Origin of the sequence: Mucilaginibacter phenanthrenivorans (assembly GCF_024721155.1) — a bacterium.
Classification (GTDB): Bacteria; Bacteroidota; Bacteroidia; order Sphingobacteriales; family Sphingobacteriaceae; genus Mucilaginibacter; species Mucilaginibacter phenanthrenivorans.
On record NZ_JAHVAP010000004.1, the window covers coordinates 557,550 to 574,716 of the forward strand.

17 protein-coding genes are annotated in these 17,167 nt (G+C 42.8%); 5 read left to right on the forward strand and 12 right to left on the reverse strand.

All coding sequences use genetic code 11. The features are described from left to right. Positions 1–57: 57 nt before the first annotated feature. The gene (locus KXD93_RS12020) at positions 58–1,239 is read left to right on the forward strand and encodes a Fic family protein (protein WP_258137355.1); all 1,182 of its coding nucleotides are present in this window, start codon (positions 58–60) and stop codon (positions 1,237–1,239) included. Positions 1,240–1,260: 21 nt separating this feature from the next. Here the strand turns inward: KXD93_RS12020 and KXD93_RS12025 are convergent, their stop codons facing one another. The 8 genes from KXD93_RS12025 to KXD93_RS12060 all read right to left on the reverse strand — a co-directional run bounded on the left by KXD93_RS12025 (position 1,261) and on the right by KXD93_RS12060 (position 10,040). Next, a complete protein-coding gene (locus tag KXD93_RS12025; RefSeq protein ID WP_258137356.1) occupies positions 1,261–2,091 on the reverse strand; it encodes a patatin-like phospholipase family protein in 831 nt (276 codons plus the stop codon). A 212-nt stretch (positions 2,092–2,303) separates the two neighbouring features. Beyond that, positions 2,304–2,426, reverse strand: a complete 123-nt coding sequence (locus tag KXD93_RS12030; RefSeq protein ID WP_258137357.1) for a hypothetical protein — start codon at positions 2,424–2,426, stop codon at positions 2,304–2,306. Between the two features lie 11 nt (positions 2,427–2,437). After that, complete coding sequence (locus tag KXD93_RS12035) at positions 2,438–3,832, reverse strand: TolC family protein (protein WP_258137358.1); 1,395 nt, start codon at positions 3,830–3,832, stop codon at positions 2,438–2,440. A 150-nt stretch (positions 3,833–3,982) separates the two neighbouring features. Next, a complete protein-coding gene (locus tag KXD93_RS12040) occupies positions 3,983–7,168 on the reverse strand; it encodes an efflux RND transporter permease subunit (protein WP_258137359.1) in 3,186 nt (1,061 codons plus the stop codon). A gap of 124 nt (positions 7,169–7,292) precedes the next feature. Beyond that, complete coding sequence (locus KXD93_RS12045; RefSeq protein ID WP_258137360.1) at positions 7,293–8,429, reverse strand: efflux RND transporter periplasmic adaptor subunit; 1,137 nt, start codon at positions 8,427–8,429, stop codon at positions 7,293–7,295. 288 nt (positions 8,430–8,717) lie between these two features. Continuing rightward, on the reverse strand, positions 8,718–9,320 hold the full coding sequence (locus KXD93_RS12050; protein ID WP_258137361.1) for a TetR/AcrR family transcriptional regulator: 603 nt from the start codon (positions 9,318–9,320) through the stop codon (positions 8,718–8,720). A 149-nt stretch (positions 9,321–9,469) separates the two neighbouring features. Next, complete coding sequence (locus tag KXD93_RS12055) at positions 9,470–9,823, reverse strand: type II toxin-antitoxin system RelE/ParE family toxin (RefSeq protein WP_258137362.1); 354 nt, start codon at positions 9,821–9,823, stop codon at positions 9,470–9,472. Then, entirely contained in the window at positions 9,816–10,040 is a 225-nt protein-coding gene (locus KXD93_RS12060; protein ID WP_258137363.1) for a hypothetical protein, read from the reverse strand. Before KXD93_RS12060 ends, KXD93_RS12055 begins: the two co-directional genes overlap by 8 nt. 81 nt (positions 10,041–10,121) lie before the next feature. On the opposite strand from KXD93_RS12060, the gene KXD93_RS12065 reads away from it, so the two are divergent. From KXD93_RS12065 to KXD93_RS12080, 4 genes are all read left to right on the forward strand, one after another. Beyond that, the gene (locus KXD93_RS12065; RefSeq protein WP_258137364.1) at positions 10,122–10,694 is read left to right on the forward strand and encodes a Crp/Fnr family transcriptional regulator; all 573 of its coding nucleotides are present in this window, start codon (positions 10,122–10,124) and stop codon (positions 10,692–10,694) included. Positions 10,695–10,696: 2 nt separating this feature from the next. Continuing rightward, positions 10,697–11,182, forward strand: a complete 486-nt coding sequence (locus KXD93_RS12070) for a GNAT family N-acetyltransferase (protein ID WP_258137365.1) — start codon at positions 10,697–10,699, stop codon at positions 11,180–11,182. 293 nt (positions 11,183–11,475) lie between these two features. Continuing rightward, positions 11,476–12,000 carry a 5' nucleotidase, NT5C type gene (locus tag KXD93_RS12075; protein ID WP_258137366.1) on the forward strand — a complete coding sequence of 175 codons (525 nt, stop codon included), beginning with the start codon at positions 11,476–11,478 and terminating at the stop codon, positions 11,998–12,000. Positions 12,001–12,249: 249 nt separating this feature from the next. Next, positions 12,250–12,993: an SDR family oxidoreductase gene (locus KXD93_RS12080; protein WP_258137367.1), complete on the forward strand. Its 744-nt coding sequence runs from the start codon at positions 12,250–12,252 to the stop codon at positions 12,991–12,993. On the opposite strand, the gene KXD93_RS12085 is transcribed toward KXD93_RS12080, so the two are convergent. From KXD93_RS12085 to KXD93_RS12100, 4 genes are all read right to left on the reverse strand, one after another. Then, positions 12,990–13,997, reverse strand: a complete 1,008-nt coding sequence (locus KXD93_RS12085) for a glycoside hydrolase family 130 protein (RefSeq protein ID WP_258137368.1) — start codon at positions 13,995–13,997, stop codon at positions 12,990–12,992. The two genes, KXD93_RS12080 and KXD93_RS12085, sit on opposite strands and share 4 nt — an antisense overlap. Before the next feature lie 14 nt (positions 13,998–14,011). After that, the gene (locus tag KXD93_RS12090) at positions 14,012–14,779 is read right to left on the reverse strand and encodes an HAD-IIB family hydrolase (protein ID WP_258137369.1); all 768 of its coding nucleotides are present in this window, start codon (positions 14,777–14,779) and stop codon (positions 14,012–14,014) included. Positions 14,780–14,870: 91 nt separating this feature from the next. Beyond that, a complete protein-coding gene (locus KXD93_RS12095) occupies positions 14,871–15,872 on the reverse strand; it encodes a type I phosphomannose isomerase catalytic subunit (protein ID WP_258137370.1) in 1,002 nt (333 codons plus the stop codon). A gap of 99 nt (positions 15,873–15,971) precedes the next feature. Then, positions 15,972–16,994 (reverse strand): class I fructose-bisphosphate aldolase, encoded by a 1,023-nt coding sequence (locus KXD93_RS12100; RefSeq protein WP_258137371.1) that lies wholly within the window; start codon positions 16,992–16,994, stop codon positions 15,972–15,974. Positions 16,995–17,167 lie beyond the last annotated feature (173 nt).

Sequence of the window (17,167 nt, forward strand, 5' to 3'; positions counted from 1 at the left end):
GATTGCTAAAGCGATGAGCCGAATAGGAATCCTATTCGGCTCAATAAAATTAAATTTTTGAGCCGATTAATTTACTATTCGGCTCAAAAAATACGTATATTTGAGCCGAATAGAATAAATATCCGGCTCACGATGTATAACTGGCAACAAAAAGACTGGCCAAACTTCACTTATAATTCTTCAGAAATTGAAGAAAAGCTATACCTGTTTTCTGAAAAAACCGGGTTAATAAGTGGTGTATTGAAGTCGTTGCCGGAAAACTCACAAATGGACACCATTGTTGAATTTATGGTGTACGAAGCTATAAAAACATCAGAAATAGAAGGGGAATACCTGAGCAGGAAAGATGTAATGTCGTCAATAAGGAATGACCTTGGATTAAACAAAATGCCGGAACATATAGCTGATAAAAAAGCAAAAGGAATAGGTGATTTGATATTTGATGTACGCAACACCTACCAGCAGCCCTTAAGTAAAAAACAATTATTCGCATGGCATAAAATGCTGCTGGGTACAAGTAAAATGTTAAAAGTTGGTGCCTGGCGTGCCCACACTGCGCCAATGCAAGTGGTATCGGGCATAATGGGTAAAGAAAAAGTGCATTATGAGGCGCCTCCCTCAGAAAAGGTGCCCGAAGAGATGGATAGGTTTATTACCTGGTTTAATGAGAGTGCCCCCGGAGGCAAACATGAAATAAAAAAAGCACCTGTACGGTCGGCAATAGCCCATTTATATTTTGAGTCTATCCATCCGTTTGAAGATGGTAACGGCAGAATAGGCCGTGCAATTGCCGAAAAAGCTCTATCACAGGGCGTTGGCCGGCCCGTGCTTTTAAGCTTATCCAGAACTATAGAGGCAAAAAAAAATAATTATTACGAATCGTTAGAGCAGGCTCAAAAATCAAACGAAATAACAGCGTGGGTAAATTATTTTGTGGATGTTATAATAAATGCGCAGCAATATACCGAAGACCATATAGACTTCACATTGAAAAAGGCCAAATTTTTCGACAGGTTTAAGGGTGAACTGAATGAGCGGCAGCTGAAAGTGATAAAGAGAGTATTGAAAGAAGGTCTTAAAGGTTTTGAAGGTGGGATAAATGCTGGTAAATATGTTACTATTTCCAAAGCATCAAAAGCAACCGCAACGAGAGATCTGCAAGATCTGCTGGCAAAAAGCGCGATAATACTTTTGGGAGACAGCGGGGGAAGAAGTACGCGGTATGAGTTGAATTTGTAATTAACAAATAATATTTGCTTCTTACACCCCGGATGCCCTTTTTGCTTCTTTATGCACCTCCACAATGCCTTTAAGTATTTCGTTCTCATTAATAGCTTTTAACCCTTCTTCGTAGCCAATCTTGTAAATTTCGTCGGCAGCATCGGTATCAAATATGCCGTAGCCACCCAGGCCATGCGGCTCAATAACTACATCGCATAAAATTTTATGCATATTAAGGCTCGAGTTGATAGCAATCATAGCGGCCCTGTCAACAAGGCTCCCAAATGATTTAATTTCGGTAACCACCGGTAAGTGGTTGCATGATGAACCAATGATCACATCGCAATTGCCTACCAATGGTTCAACCGGGAAATTATTGAGGATCCCCCCGTCTATATACATATGTTCATTAATAATAATGGGCTTAAAAATCCCCGGTAAACAGCAGGAGGCTAAAATTGCCAGGTCCAGTTCCCCATCGGTAAAATAAACCAGTTTCCCCTCCCCAAGATCAACAGACGAGATAGTAACATGTATTTTAAGTTTCTGAAAGGAATTATGGGGAATATATTTTGCAAATAAAAACCGGGCCCTTAGTATAGAAATTAAGCCCGCACTGCCAATTGAAGGGCGCAACAGTTTAAGCAGCTTAGTTTCTTTAATAATCTGTAACACTTCTTTAGGCGCATATCCGGCAGCAAAAAAGGACGCGGCAATTGCTCCCGCACTTGTACCTGATATATGCGAAAATTCAATACCATTATCGGTTAATGCTTGCATTATACCTAAATGAGACACTCCCCTTACACCACCGCCTGATAGCGCTAATCCTATTTTTTTTGTTTTACTGAGATCTGTAGCCGGATTCATTTATTAGTTGTGTATATGATAATCATTTGCCATTAACCGTGCCAAAGCCATCCGAGTAGTTTTTCAATATGCTATTAACCGATTTGCTAATCTACTTTTTTATCGCTTACCAAAAAGTTAAATGAAATAAAAACGGGACAACAGACCAGGTTATGGTGTTATCCCGTTTGGGATGATTTGTGATCCAACTACTGGATCTGTATAAATATTTTTTACTTCAATACATTCATCACCACTTCAACCACTACTACAATGGCCCAAAATGCTAAAGTTATATTCCAATCTCTTATTGAACAGTAAAGCATTTTGCCTCTTGAGATTACAAATTCCTTCATCGTTATTGTTTTTAGTTTTTCCAACCACCACCGAGCGACCTGTACAGATCAGACACGGCGCTTAATTCATCTCTTTTTATCGATGCCAGTTCCAATTCACTTTGCAATACGTTACCCTGCGCAGTTATTACTTCAAGGTAAGTAGCCAATCCATTTTTAAATAACAAGTCGGCATTTCTGGTAGCCTGTTGCAAGGTGCTTACCCTGTTGGTAGCTATTGCCTGTTGTGCCTTTAGCTTATCAATCTTCACCAAAGCATCAGATACTTCGCCAACTGCATTTAATACCGACTGGCGGAACTGCAATACAGTTTTTTCGCGATCAACCTGGGCAACTTCGTAATCTGTTTTCAGTTGCTTGTGGTCAAGCAATGGCTGCACCACGCTGCCTGCAACCACACCAAATAATGATGCAGGAATATTGAACCAGTTGCTGGCTTTGAACGAGTTTACACCACCCTGTGCGGTTATGCGCAAAGCAGGGTACATTTCGGCTTTGGTGATACCAACCTTGCTGTTGGCGATCATCAACGCAAGTTCGGCAGTCCTTACATCGGGCCTGCGGCTTACTATGGCCGATGGTACCCCGGTTGCTACGTTTGTCGGGATCACCATTACGTCAAGAGTTGCGCTTCTTTCAATCTTATCAGGCAATGCGCCAGTTAAAATCCGTAAAGCGTTTTCCTGGATAGCAATGTTCTGTTCAAACTGCGGCACCAATTGTTCAGCAGCTTGCTTTTGTGCATCAGCCTGCTGAACGGCTAACGAAGTAACCTGGCCAGCATCATATTGCAGCTTGATTATCCTTAATGTGCTATCATTCAACTTTACATTTTTTTGTGCGATATCAAGCTGTGCGTCAAGCATCAACAAGTTATAATAACCCTGCGATACACTGGCAACAATATTAGTTTGGACCGCTTTCCTGGCTTCCTGAGTTTGCAGGTAGGTGGCTAGCGCTGTACGTTGCTGGTTGTGGATCTTACCCCAAATATCAGCCTCCCATGAGATGGCCACATTTGCAGAATAATCTTCAATGTGTTTTGTGCCGATGTTGTACTGACTCAAGCTTAAGCCAGTAACGCTGTTATCAGACGGGCGCTGTGAATTAGCTGTAACATTCAAGTCAACCTGCGGAACGTTGTTCCACTTTACCTGCTTGAACAGCAATTGCGATTCCTCGATATTTTTAACGGCTATCTGCATATCGTAATTTTTAGCGATAGCGCTATCGATCAGCTTCTGCAAAGTTGCTTCGGTAAAAAAGCTTTTCCATTGTATATCAGCAATGCTGCTGGTATCGCCGGTTGTTACTGCATTCCTGAATGATCCCGGCAGCTCAGGTTTGGGCGTTTCTACATCCTTTGATACCTTACAGGCGCTTAGCACTGCTAATACCAGTATCATAGTGGATATTTTTATATAATTTTTCATTTTATGATATTCTTTATAAACAAAAGCTTTGCGATTCCTACCCTGTGGAAGAGTGCTTATTTCACTAATCCCGTCAGCCCTCCTCCTCAAGGAGGGAACCGCACAAGCCTTGTTTGATTTTCTTTATACTAATTCAACTTCAGGCTGATTTACACCATCGGCTGTCAGAACTGGTTCCGGTTTGCCGGAGATTCTTTCCTGTAAGCCCTGGAAGATCACGAACAGCACAGGTATAATGAACAGCCCCAGGATAACTCCTGATACCATCCCGCCTGCGGCGCCTATACTGATAGAGTGGTTACCCTGTGCAGATGGGCCTGTTGCAATACTCATCGGGAATAAACCGAATACGAATGCCAGCGATGTCATGATGATTGGACGAATCCTCAACCTTGCAGCTTCAATTGCCGCCGACACCAATGATAAACCTGCCCTGCGGCGCTGTACCGCGAACTCGACGATCAGGATGGCGTTTTTGGCCAGCAAGCCGATGAGCATGATGAGCGCTACCTGTACATAAATGTTATTTTCGATGCCGGTTAAACCTAATACCACAAACACACCCAAAATACCTGTTGGAATTGAAAGTATTACAGCCAATGGCAAAATGTAACTTTCATATTGCGCTGATAATAAGAAATATACAAACACCAGACACAACATAAATATTATAGCTGATTGTCCGCCCGAAGAGATCTCCTCACGTGTTTGACCAGCGAACTCATAAGCAAAGCCTGTTGGCAATTGCTCTTTTGCTGTTTCCTCTATAGCCTTGATCGCATCACCTGAACTATATCCCGGTTTAGGGATAGCATTAACCTCAATAGAGTTGAACAGGTTAAAACGTGAAGCGGTTTCTGAACCATATACACGGGTTAGCTTAACCAGGGTATTGATTGGCACCTGCTCGCCTGTTTTGTTTTTTACAAATACACGATCAATAGCTGTAGGGTCGGTCCTATCGGCAATATCAGCCTGAACCACTACGCGGTAGTATTTACCAAAGCGGTTAAAGTCGGATGCCTGGGCAGTACCAAAGTATGCTTGCATAGTTGCAAGGATATCTTTAACACTTACGCCTAACTGATCGGCTTTTTCGTCGTCAACTTCTAATTGTAATTGAGGATAATCTGCTTTGTAGGAAGTAAAGGCATAAGCGATTGCCGGTTTAGCCATCAGCTTGCCGATAAAGTTATTGGCAACGCCGCTGAATTTATCCAGCCTGCCGTTGGTTTTATCCTGCAGCACCACGTCCATTGCTTCTACGTTACTAAATCCCGGCACAGTTGGAAAGCTGAACACGAAGAACGTACCGCCTGGTATGCCTGCTAACTTCCCTCTTACTATATTTTGTATATCATCGATATTCTTTACCGCGCCCCTTTCTTCGTTAGGCTTTAACAATAAGAAAATTACACCGGCAGATGGACTGCTTGATTGTGTTAAAAAGTTAAAACCAGATAACGCTGTGACAAACCTTTGTGATGGTAAAGTTTTAAGCTGATCTTCGGCTTGTTTGAAGATTTTGTTGGTACCACTTAAGGAAGTTCCGGATGGTGTGCTAACTGCTACAGCCACAAAGCCCTGATCCTCGGTAGGAATGAAGCCCGTTTTTGTCCTGTTTACCAGGAAAACGGTAATTAACACTACTAATGCCAACCCGCCTATGCTCAACCATTTTCTACGGATCAGGAATTTTAAGCCACCTACATACCTGGTGGTCATATAATTAAACCCGCCGTTAAAGCCTGCATAAAATTTCTCAACAAAGCCTTTTTTAGGTGCATCATGACCATCAGCAGTATGCTTGTTCTTTAAGAACAGGGCCGCCAGGGCAGGACTCAAAGTTAAAGCGTTAACAGCCGATATAATGATGGCTATGGCCATGGTTAAAGCAAACTGCCGGTAAAAGATCCCTGTTGAACCCGTCATGAAACTAACCGGTAAAAACACAGCTGCCATAACCAATGTAATAGATATAATGGCACCCGTAATTTCATGCATTGCCTCGGTAGTTGCCACTTTCGGGCTCATTCCCGGGTTGTGCTCCATTTTGGCGTGAACCGCCTCGACGACCACAATGGCATCATCCACCACAATACCTATCGCGAGCACCAGTGCAAACAGGGTTAACAAGTTAACAGAGAAGCCAAACAGGTTCATGAAGAAGAAAGTACCGATAATAGCTACCGGAACGGCTATAGCAGGAATCAATGTAGACCTGAAATCCTGCAGGAATATAAATACTACGATAAATACCAGTATAAATGCTTCCACCAATGTATGCTCAACCTGGTTGATTGATTCATCAAGGTCGGTTTTGGTACGATAGAACTGGTTGTATTTGATGCCGGCTGGAAAATCCTTTGACAGTTTTACCATCAGCTTATCAACGTCGATCTGAATTTGATTGGCGTTTGATCCTGCCAGTTGTATCAAACCTATAATGATACCATCGTGCCCGTTCAGGTTACTCACACTATTGTATGAATAAGCACCAAGTTCAACACGTGCTACATCTTTTAAACGTAGCACAGAACCATCAGCGTTTGCACGAATAGCAATATTCTGGTATTCTTCCGGTTTGGTAAGCTTACCCTTATATTTAATTACGTATTCAAAAGCCTCATCGCTGCGCTCGCCAAATTTACCAGGCGCTGCCTCAAGGTTTTTATCCTGTATGGCGGCCATAACTTCGGCAGGCGTTACTTTGTAGGTAGCCATTTGGCCCGGATTGAGCCAAACACGCATAGAGTAATCCTTAACACCACCAAATATGGCGGCAGAACCTATACCCGGGATACGTTTAATTTCGGGCACAATGTTGATTTGCGCATAGTTGGCTACGAAAGTCTGATCGTATTTTTTCGGATCTTCTGAATAGAGCGCCATCGCGCCAATGAAGCTGCTTTGCTGCTTGGTGGTGGTTATACCAAATTGAACAACCTCGGCAGGTAACTGACTGGTTGCCTGCGACACGCGATTTTGAACGTTTACAGCCGCCTGATCCGGATCGGTACCCTGTTTAAAATAAACAGTGATGCCCAGTGAACCGTCATTACTGGCAGTAGAGGTCATATAGGTCATATTTTCCACACCGTTAATAGCTTCTTCTAACGAAGGCGTTACGGAGCGCAAAATGGTCTCGGCATTAGCGCCGGGGTAAACGGCAGACACCAATACTGCCGGAGGGGCAATATTCGGGAACCGTTCTAAGGGCAGTTTTGTTAAACCAAGTATACCAACTATCACCAATAATATGGAGATAACAGTTGAGAGTACCGGTCTTTCTATAAATTTTTGAAACATGACTTTGTGTTTTTGTAGAGTTATGAAGCAAGAGTCAGGAGTCAAGACAGAATTACTTGTCTTTTACTTATCTGATATGACGCTTTTTCTTGACTCTTGATTTCTTGATTCTTGATTCTCTTAATTAGTTTTTTGCTAATGCAGCAGGTTTGTCAGTTGCCTTTTCAGGATGAATAACCATACCTTCCTGTAAGTGATCGATGCCGCTTAATACGATCTGGTCGCCGGCTTTTACACCGCTTTTGACCAGGTAGTTGGCTCCGCTCTTTCCGATGATATCGATAGCTTCTTTTTTAACTTTGCTGCTGTCGCCAACGGTAAACACAAACACCTTATCCTGCATTTCGATAGTAGCATCTGTAGGAACCAGTAAAGCATCCTTGTGGGTTAAGCTCAAGCGGATCTTACCGGTATTACCGTTACGCAATAAACCTTGTGGATTTGAAAAGCTGGCCCTTAAAGTGATCGCTGCTGTAGTTTTATCAAACTGGCCGTCAATCATATCAACTTTACCTTGTTTGGTGTAAGTTGAATTGTCAGCAAGCAACAAAGAAACTGTTGGCAATTTGCTCAGCTTATCTTTTAAAGTTTCGCCGGGATATTGTTCCTTGAAGCTTACAAAATCCTTTTCGCTTAATGAGAAGTAAACATGTACGTCGTGCACATCAGAAAGTTGTGTTAATGCATCAACGTCAGCCGGAGCAACAAGGCTTCCCTGTTTTTTATTTAACCGACCAATGTAACCGCTAACAGGTGCTTTTATCAAGGTGTAACCTAAATTGATCTGTGCGGTATTAACATTTGCTTTTGCCTGTTCAATGTTTGCTTTTGCAACATCATAAGCTGCCTTTGCTGTTTTAAGCTGGTATTCAGAAACCACCTTGTTTTGAACAAGCGGGGTTAATTTGTCAACTTCCAGCTGTGCGCTTGCCGCTGCGCCTTCAGCAGCGTGCTGGCTTGCAATAGCATTGTTCAGAGCTGCGCGGTATGGCTGCTCGTTAATTTTAAATATCGGCTGACCTGCGCTTACAAAAGCACCTTCGTCAACAAATACTTTGTCTAACGCGCCGCTTACCTGCGGGCGAACTTCTACGTTAACGGTACCTTCTATTGATGCAGGATATTCCTGGAAGGTAGTATCGTTACCCGTAACTATGGTAGCTACCGGTAATGATGGCGCCGGCGGCGCGGCAGGTGCCTGCGGCTTGCTTGAGCAACTGTATAGTGAAATTGCGATTATCGCTAAAATTAAATTTTTCATGATTGTATTATTCTTGTATAAGTGCATTATATGTTGTGTTTTTATTGATGGATTGTGTTCCTGACCGTTGCTATCTGCAACAGGGGTTATATGAAGTCGGGATGTCTGTTATAACATTATTTGTTTTAACATCATTAAATTGTTTAACACTGTTAGATATTGGGGCGATGGTTTGATTCATTGTTTTCATAGCTTACGGGATTAGTTGTTAATAATATATGTATTGATTGTATCTTTTAAGTTAACACTGTTAAATTATTTAACAGTTCAACTTTTCTGTAAAAAAAATTACGGGGTCATGGTCCTTATAATACCGGTGATAGCATCCTTCAATACTATCCGGTTGATCTCATCAGACGAACCGCGGCTCAATAAGTTAATTGATACCAGGCCATGTACAACCGACCAAAAGGTATAATACTTTGTACAGATCACGTCACCTTCTAAATCTTCAATGTTCATCATCTGCCCTATCACCTCGCTGAATAAATCGTAAGGTATATCTGCCTCGGCTAAGCCATTTACAAGCTCACAGCTACAATTGGTAGTTATTCCAAACATACCCTGGTAAAGCTCTTTGTTCGCAAAGGCAAAGTTCCAGTAGCTTAGCCACATATCTTCCAATTGTTTGGCCGGTAAACGGTGCCTGTCGCGGGCTTCTGTTAATTCTCTTGCGAGCTTTAAATAACCCTGGCGGTTAAGTTCCAGCAAAATCGCTTCCTTATTGCTGAAGTATTCATATATAATAGGTGCGGTATATTCAATTACGTCGGCAATTTTGCGCATGCTCAAGGCTTGCCATCCTTCTTCCTTAACGATCTGAAGCGCAGCTTCCAGGATGTTGCACCTGGTTTCTTCCTTCAATCGTAATATCCTGTCTTTACTAGCCATTTTGTTTAGGTATTAAATAATTTAACACCGTTAAGCAAATGTACAGCGATAAATTATAAAGCGTATTCATTTAATTGTCATTTAATTATCGGTGAAATGTCATGAGATGAAGTACACCTAAATCAACCTGTGGTAATCGAAATTGCCGATTATTGATTTAAGTATTCCTGAATTATAGCTTTTAATTGCTTAACAGCGTCGATCTTCTTAATGGTGGATGTTTCTGACTTATCGAATATGTTTAATAAAAGCATCGCAATTCCGTCTTTGGTTTTATTGAGATGATAATATATCACCCTAAAGCCACCGCTTTTTCCTTTACCCTTACTTCCATCAGCAACCCGGACTTTATAAATACCTTGTCCGTATGATTCACCCAGGTAAGGATTTTCAATCAAATCCTGTTCGAGTTTTAAGATAGTTTCTTTAAGCGTTTTGTATTTTTTTGAGAGTGGTTTCAGATCCCGCTTAAATTCAGGGGTTGGGTTGACGGTGTTATTCATCCCAAAGGTCATCCATTGAAAGTGGTTTTAGTTCGCCCCGTTTAATCATACCTGCTTCCTTTAAACTTCTTTTTACCGACGCTAGTTCATCGTCAGTAAATCCATCGTCATAGCTGTCAATATCTATGCGGCTACCTTTTACGCCTTTCACCATATTCGTTATTTTTGATATAATGTCTGTTTCGTTGTCCGGCAATTCAATAGTTACTGTTGTCATGCTGCTGAGGTTTAATATTCATTCAAATATACGAAAAAGCGAAAAATATATCAATTGGTATATTTTATCAATCTTTGTCTTATGAACTCTTTAGTCGCCTACTTAAAGCTTTTAAAACACATCTCCACGGAAGATGAGCAAATCATCACCTCCCATTTCGAGCTTAAGCATTTTAAGGAGGGCGATTATTTATTTAAGGGTGATGGCAGGGTAAGCCGGGAAATGTTCTTTGTTTGTAAAGGCGTGATAAGAATAGTATCGGTTAACGATAAGGGTATTGAGCTCACCCACTTTTTTTATAACGAGAATAAGTTTTGTTCCATACTGCAAAGCTTTAATGATGAAGCACCTACTCCAGCAGCTATCCAGGCCTCGTGCGATGCAGAGATCCTGGTGATCAGCAAAAGTCGGTTGATGGATCTTTATCACCAGCTTCCTTATATGAAGGAGATCATCGATAACCTGAACCAACTCCATCTTATAGAAAAAGTAAACGTACGCAATACCTATTTGGGCGAAGATGCCGAAAATCAATATAAGCTTTTTATTATGCAACACCCGGATATTGCCATGCGGGTACCGTTAAAGGATATTGCGAGTTACCTGGGCATTACACCGCAATCGTTGAGCCGCATTCGCAAAAATTTAAATTAAAAATGATCGAAATAAGAAAAGCAAGCCCGGAGGATCATAGTCAAATCTGGGAGATTATAAGGCAGGTGATAGCTAAAGGAGATACTTATGTATTTGATCCGGGATCATCCCGCGAAAAAATACTTGATTTTTGGTGCGGCGAGGGCAAACACACTTATGTTGCCACCGTTGATGACAAAGTTGCAGGCACCTTTCTTTTAAAGGATAACCAGCCCGATTTGGGAAGGCATATTGCAAACGGGGCTTATATGGTATCGCCGGATACTGGCGGCCTGGGTATTGGCAGGGCAATGGGCGAATTTTCTATTGAGGAAGCCAAACGGCTTGGTTACAAAGCCATGCAATTTAATTTTGTGATCAAGAGCAATGAACGCGCTGTAAGGCTTTGGGAGAAATTGGGCTTTAACATCATCGGCGAAATTCCGGAAGCATTTGATCATCAGCAAAACGGCTTGACCAATGCATATATCATGTACCGGAAGCTTTAATCCGTTTATCCATCGCATTTTACCTTTTGGTAAGTGAATTTGGGCGATTATAAGGTATTAAGCTTGTGTAAGTCCGTACAAAAGGATGTCACACTGAGGCACTCGAAGTGCGACGTGCGCAGAGGCCTATCTGCGTGCTGAGCAGGGTGCAGAGGCCTTTGCCCGCATGCTTCGAGCGCCTCAGCATGACACCCCTCTTTTTATTTGTTACTTCTTTGTCAGAATTCATCGAGTTTCATATCTCAGCAGGTCGTTTTCGTCCAAAACAACGCCTATTTTTCTAACTTTAAACCATGAAAAAATCTATAGCTATTGATATGGATGGCGTTATTGCCGATACCGAAACACATTTACTAAACTGGTACGAAAGAGACTATGGTGTAAGGATTTCCTTAGATGAGATCCAGGGATTGGATGAAAAGGAGATCTTTCCCGATAAAACCCAATCCCGCAAATATGTGCTGACTCCCGGGTTCTTCAGGACATTACCGCTCATGAACGGAGCAGTTGAAGCTGTAAAAACCTTGATGGAAAGCTACGAGGTTTATATCGTTTCCGCAGCAATGGAGTTCCCGCTCTCCCTGGCTGAAAAACTGGAATGGTTGAATGAGCATTTTCCATTTATCGACTGGCGGCATATCATTTTCTGCGGCGATAAAAGCATCATCAACACCGACTATATGATTGATGACCATATCAAAAACCTTGATTATTTTAAGGGAACAACCATTATGTTCCATGCCTTTCATAACGTGAATTACGACCATCATCAAAGGGTTAATAATTGGGATGAGGTATTGGAGTTGCTGGAGAAATAAAGCAGAAATTTCAACCAGCGTCATTGCGAGGAACGAAGCAAACTCTGAACTGTGCAAATCAGGGAACGGAAATATTGTTGGGGGGCAGCCGGCGGCTGTAAGGTCACACTAACATAAAGTTTCATTGATCGTCCTGTGCAGAGATTGCTTCGTTCCTCGCAAAGACGTGAGGGATAACAGAATTTACCATTTGGTAAGTGCATCCCCTTAAAATCACCGCAATTTTGTCTTATCAAAATAAATAAGACAATGGAAACTCCAACAACATTCAATCAATCATTACAGGGTAAAAGGGTAATCATATTAGGCGGCAGCTCGGGTCTGGGGCTGGCTACTGCTAAAGCAGCAGGTGCAGAAGGCGCTAATGTAGTTATCGTATCAGGGAACCAGCAGCGAATAGATAATGCGTTAGCAGAACTTCCCGCAGGCAGCGCCGGATTCTCTGTTGATCTAAGCAAGGAAGAAAACATAAAAACATTTTTTGAACATGCAGGCAACTTTGATCATTTGGTTTATACAGCCGGGGAAAACCTAACCTTAAATACCCTCGACCAAACTAATATTGATGAAGCCCGCACGTTCTTTAACCTGCGTTACTGGGGTGCATTAACCGCAGTTAAATATGGCGCGCCGCATATCAATGCAGGCGGCTCCATTTCACTAACAAGCGGCACTGCAAGTGCAAGGCCTGGTTCAGGATGGTCAATAGCATCGAGTATCTGCGGGGCCATGGAAGGTTTTGTCAGGGCTATGGCTGTTGAGCTTGCGCCTATCCGGGTGAACGCTGTTGTGCCGGGTGTTATTAAAACCAACCTTTGGGGCAGCATGAGCGAAGCCGACAGAGAGGGCTTATACAAATCGCAAGCTGACGCTTTATTATTAAAGCGGGTTGGTGAGGCAGAAGATATTGCGTTCGCCTTTTTATACCTGATGAAACAGCAATTTGGAACCGGCCAAAACATGGTGATTGACGGCGGCGCGGTGCTTGTTTAATTTTTAGCTATCGAAGTCAATTCATCCAACAAAGCGGCTAAGCTTACACTGGCGCAGGCGATCAACTCATCGGCTGCGCCATAATAAATATATAAGGTATCGCCAAATTGAGCGGTTCCGGTTGGGAAGCAAACATCGTCCACATCACCATCGAGTTCATAATCCAGCTCGGGTTTGAATAATGGGTAGGATAATCGGGAAATTTCCTTCCGGGGATCGTCTAAATCGAGCAAAGCGGCGCAACAAGAGTATTCGTAGCCTTTAACCGTATCCTTAACACCATGGTAGATCAGCAGCCAGCCATGCTCCGTTTCAATCGGCGGGCAACCGGCGCCTACATAACTTACCTCATGCGGATATTTCGGCCCCAGCATAATATGCTTATTGAAATGCGAAAAGTAATCCTCCCAAAATTGGTTATTGAGTTCAGTTAAACTATTAACTGAGGTTATTTGTATATCCGGCTTAATGCGATGCAAAAAGGTTAGTTTCCCATTTACCCGGCGTGGAAAGAACACAAAATCCTTATCAGCCAAAATTTTGGCGCCACGGTTATAACGCAGGTACTTCTCGTTTAATACAGCGTTGTTTTTTGTGAGACGGTCGAAATCTGCGTAGCTGATCTGCGGTACGATAATGCCTTGCCGGTGAAAATTAACAAGGTCTGTTGATGTAGCCAGTGCACCCAAGGCATTTGCACCATCAAAGGCCACATAGGTTAAATAATACAAATCATCTATCTTAACAATCCGCGGGTCTTCCATACCATGCTTTTCGTAATCGAACTCTGGTACGAGGAATGGTTTATCATCTTTTTGTTCGATGGTTAAGGGGCCATCAAGCCGGCAATAGCCAATACACGATTGATTTTTTTGATGCACAGCCCTATAAAAAAGGTGGACCTTTTCCCCCACCTGCATAACCGCGGGATTTAGTACGCTCTCGTTCTCAAAATCCAACTCCGAATTCCTAAGTATTACACCCTCTTTTTTTACTGATACCATAAATTTGCTCCGGGTTAAAACCCTTTTTTAAAATGCCCGTCATCCAGGCTGCCTATAATACCCTCAACAACACGCTTTGTTTCATCCGGATCCTTTACGCAAATGGAAAAAGCGCCCGATTGCCTGGCGGGAAAATCATTACCGCCGGGAAAAATGGCATCGCCGATAAAGATCATTTCGCTGATCTTTATATCCAATATTTTGTGCAGTTTGTGCATCCCGTACTTTTTGTCAATCCCCTTTTTAGTTACATCCACTGATGTCGCCCCGCCCAGGTTCACTGCAAACTCCGGGATCAGTTTATCCAGGTGCTGCTTTATTTTATCGCGCTTTTTAAAATCAGGATCATATTTTTTCTTTTCATCAAGCGGCGCCGTCTGTCCTAATGCTGAATAGGTTACCTGGCTGCCCCGGTCCTCAATGGTTTCACCCCAGGTCTTTTCGGCTTTATACCCGGATGCATCAACTGCTTTGTTTAATGAGTCGATGATCTTCTTTTTCTGCGCATCAGTAAAGTTTTCGGCATAAAGTTGCTTCCAGCTTGTTTTATACTGATAGAATTTTGTACCACAGGTGGGCAGGATAGATAGATTTTTAAGCTTGCTGCCCTTAGGCAAATGCCCTAAAACCTGTTTTTCAAACTGGGGCCAGTCGCCGCCTGATATGATAGCAACCTTTGCTACAGTTAACAATGCAGCCAGCCTTTCGGCCATATCCTTATCAATGGCAGCCTTACTTTCGGCAAGCGTACCGTCGAGGTCGAAAACAATTAATTTTTTCATGTTTTTTGGTTCATAGTTGATGGTTCATCGTTCATGGCTAAAAGTAGGTGGATCAATAGGAGTCTAAATTCCGGCTATGATCCATGAACTATTAACCATGAACTTCCTCCGGCAAGCTCAGTTCTAATATCACCACTTCTCCTTTTGGAACAAACGGACAAGCTCCGGCATTAGCGGGCAATAACATCACTTCGCCTTTGGTAAGGTGGTAAAACTCGTTCCCGTATTCTACTTCACCTTCTCCATCAATGCAAACCAGTACGCGTGGCATCGCCTCCTTGCCTACCATAAACGGATATTCGCCCGTTACGCGGCAGAGGTTGAAATGCTGGTTTTCTATCAAGGTTTCCCTTAGCACTGGTTCATTACTTTTGACGATGGTTGTAATTGGCTTTATCTCTACCTTATCAAAATCGATACAGGCCAGCGCTTCATTAACCTGCAGGTCGCGGGGTTTCCCGGTTTTTTCATCTATGCGGTCCCAGTCGTACAAACGATAGGTTACATCACTGTTTTCCTGGACTTCAAAAACCACTACATCACCTAATGTATGCACGGTTCCGGCTTCAATCAAAACGCTGTCGCCAACTTTTGGCTTAAAACTGGCCAGATCGGCAGCGACCTCATTTTTCTTCAGATCAGCTTCTATTTTTTGCTTGGTAGTGCCTGATTTTAGCCCCGCATAAATAGTTGCGTCCTTACCTGTTTCCAATACCACCCAGGCTTCAGTCTTTCCGTTCTCACCTTTCGGGATATACTTTTTAAGATCATCAGATGGATGCACCTGTACGGATAATACCTGCTGGCAGTCCAGGAATTTCAACAGTAAGGGAAACCTATCGAACTTACCCTGCAGCTTGCCGAGCAATTGTTTGGGTGCATTTTCAAAAAGCTCCTTAATTGTTTTACCCTTCAATTTGCCATTGATCACTTTACTCGGATGATCGTCGCGATCGCTCAGGATCCAGGCTTCACCTATAGGGTCGTTTTTGGGTAACGGCTTTTCAAGCAAGCTATTGAGCCTGCGACCGCCCCAAATGCGGTATTGGTAAATGGGATCAAACTTAAGGGGGTAGAGTTGTATATTCTCCATTTTTTTTTGAGTCTTGAGTCTATAGTCGTTAGTCTCGAGTCAAGAGCCTAATCCTTTTATCAATCTTTGACTTAAGACTGCCGACTCCGGACTAAAGACTTATTTCTTTTCCATATCAGGCGTGTACTCACCCCTGCGTGCTGCGTTATCCAAACTAGCTCTTTCAAAAAGCAGCTTTTGCGCGGCCTTTACATTTTTGTCCTCGCCTCTCCATATGTCCATAGCCGGTTGCTGAATAGCCCGTGCAAACGAGAATGTAAGCGCCCAGGGCAACTTGCCTTTATATTTTACGTGCATGGCGTTTAAATGAGCCGTAGCTAATTCAGGCGATTGGCCGCCGGATAGGAACGCTATGCCGGGCACAGTTGGCGGCACACATTTCAATAATGTCGTAACCGTTGCCTTTGCTACCTTATCAATTCCTGCCTGTTTTGCGCTTTTCAAGCCGGGCAATATCATATTTGGTTTAAGGATCACTCCGCGCAGGTCTACCTTCTGTTTTTCCAATTCTTTGAAAAGGATCTTCAATGTCTTTTCGGTAACCTTTTTGCATTTTTTCAGGCTGTGATCGCCGTCCATTAAAACCTCCGGCTCAACAATAGGCACGATACCGTTTTCCTGACAAAGTGCGGCATAACGGGCAAGCAGGTGCATATTGGCTTCAATGCTACCCTTGGTAGGCGTTTCCCCGCTAATGGTGATCACTGCGCGCCATTTGGCAAAGCGCGCGCCGAGATCATAATATTTCTCCAGGCGCTGGCGCAAACCATCAATCCCTTCGGTGATTTTTTCGCCGGGAAAATTGGCCATATTAACGGTGCCTTCATCAACCTTAATCCCCGGAATAATTCCCGCCTTTTTTAAAATATCAATAAACAGCACGCCTTTTTTGGTCGATTGGTATATGGTTTCATCAAACAAAATAGCGCCGCTTAAACAATTGCCCAGGTTTGGTGTGGTTACGATCAACTCGCGGTAGGCACGCCGGTATTCAATTGTTTGGGGGATGCCTGCTTCTTCAAAACGTTTGTTGCAGGTTCCGATGCTTTCGTCCATGGCCAGCAGGCCCTTATCGCCGGCCATAAGTGCAGCGGCGGTACTGATCAATTCTTCTGTTTTCATTTTTACTTATGATTTTTTTTGGGATCGGCAATTATGCAATTTAACACGTTTTGGTATTAATTGTTGGGCTGTAATGAGGATTGTTACAATATTATGATTCTATAGCGATTTTGAACCATGATTAAAGGATTTTAGGATTCTCCGATTAATCAACAGGGAACTTATCTAAATAA

Bases quoted from the DNA above. Each gene is read 5' to 3' on its own strand.
- KXD93_RS12070 (WP_258137365.1), top strand. From the start codon at position 10,697: ATGATCGAAATAAGAAAAGCAAGCCCGGAGGATCATAGTCAAATCTGG.
- KXD93_RS12095 (WP_258137370.1), bottom strand. From the start codon at position 15,872: ATGGAGAATATACAACTCTACCCCCTTAAGTTTGATCCCATTTACCAA.
- KXD93_RS12040 (WP_258137359.1), bottom strand. From the start codon at position 7,168: ATGTTTCAAAAATTTATAGAAAGACCGGTACTCTCAACTGTTATCTCC.
- KXD93_RS12030 (WP_258137357.1), bottom strand. From the start codon at position 2,426: ATGAAGGAATTTGTAATCTCAAGAGGCAAAATGCTTTACTGTTCAATA.
- KXD93_RS12080 (WP_258137367.1), top strand. From the start codon at position 12,250: ATGGAAACTCCAACAACATTCAATCAATCATTACAGGGTAAAAGGGTA.
- KXD93_RS12050 (WP_258137361.1), bottom strand. From the start codon at position 9,320: ATGGCTAGTAAAGACAGGATATTACGATTGAAGGAAGAAACCAGGTGC.
- KXD93_RS12045 (WP_258137360.1), bottom strand. From the start codon at position 8,429: ATGAAAAATTTAATTTTAGCGATAATCGCAATTTCACTATACAGTTGC.
- KXD93_RS12065 (WP_258137364.1), top strand. From the start codon at position 10,122: ATGAACTCTTTAGTCGCCTACTTAAAGCTTTTAAAACACATCTCCACG.
- KXD93_RS12075 (WP_258137366.1), top strand. From the start codon at position 11,476: ATGAAAAAATCTATAGCTATTGATATGGATGGCGTTATTGCCGATACC.
- KXD93_RS12100 (WP_258137371.1), bottom strand. From the start codon at position 16,994: ATGAAAACAGAAGAATTGATCAGTACCGCCGCTGCACTTATGGCCGGC.
- KXD93_RS12025 (WP_258137356.1), bottom strand. From the start codon at position 2,091: ATGAATCCGGCTACAGATCTCAGTAAAACAAAAAAAATAGGATTAGCG.
- KXD93_RS12035 (WP_258137358.1), bottom strand. From the start codon at position 3,832: ATGATACTGGTATTAGCAGTGCTAAGCGCCTGTAAGGTATCAAAGGAT.
- KXD93_RS12055 (WP_258137362.1), bottom strand. From the start codon at position 9,823: ATGAATAACACCGTCAACCCAACCCCTGAATTTAAGCGGGATCTGAAA.
- KXD93_RS12090 (WP_258137369.1), bottom strand. From the start codon at position 14,779: ATGAAAAAATTAATTGTTTTCGACCTCGACGGTACGCTTGCCGAAAGT.
- KXD93_RS12060 (WP_258137363.1), bottom strand. From the start codon at position 10,040: ATGACAACAGTAACTATTGAATTGCCGGACAACGAAACAGACATTATA.
- KXD93_RS12085 (WP_258137368.1), bottom strand. From the start codon at position 13,997: ATGGTATCAGTAAAAAAAGAGGGTGTAATACTTAGGAATTCGGAGTTG.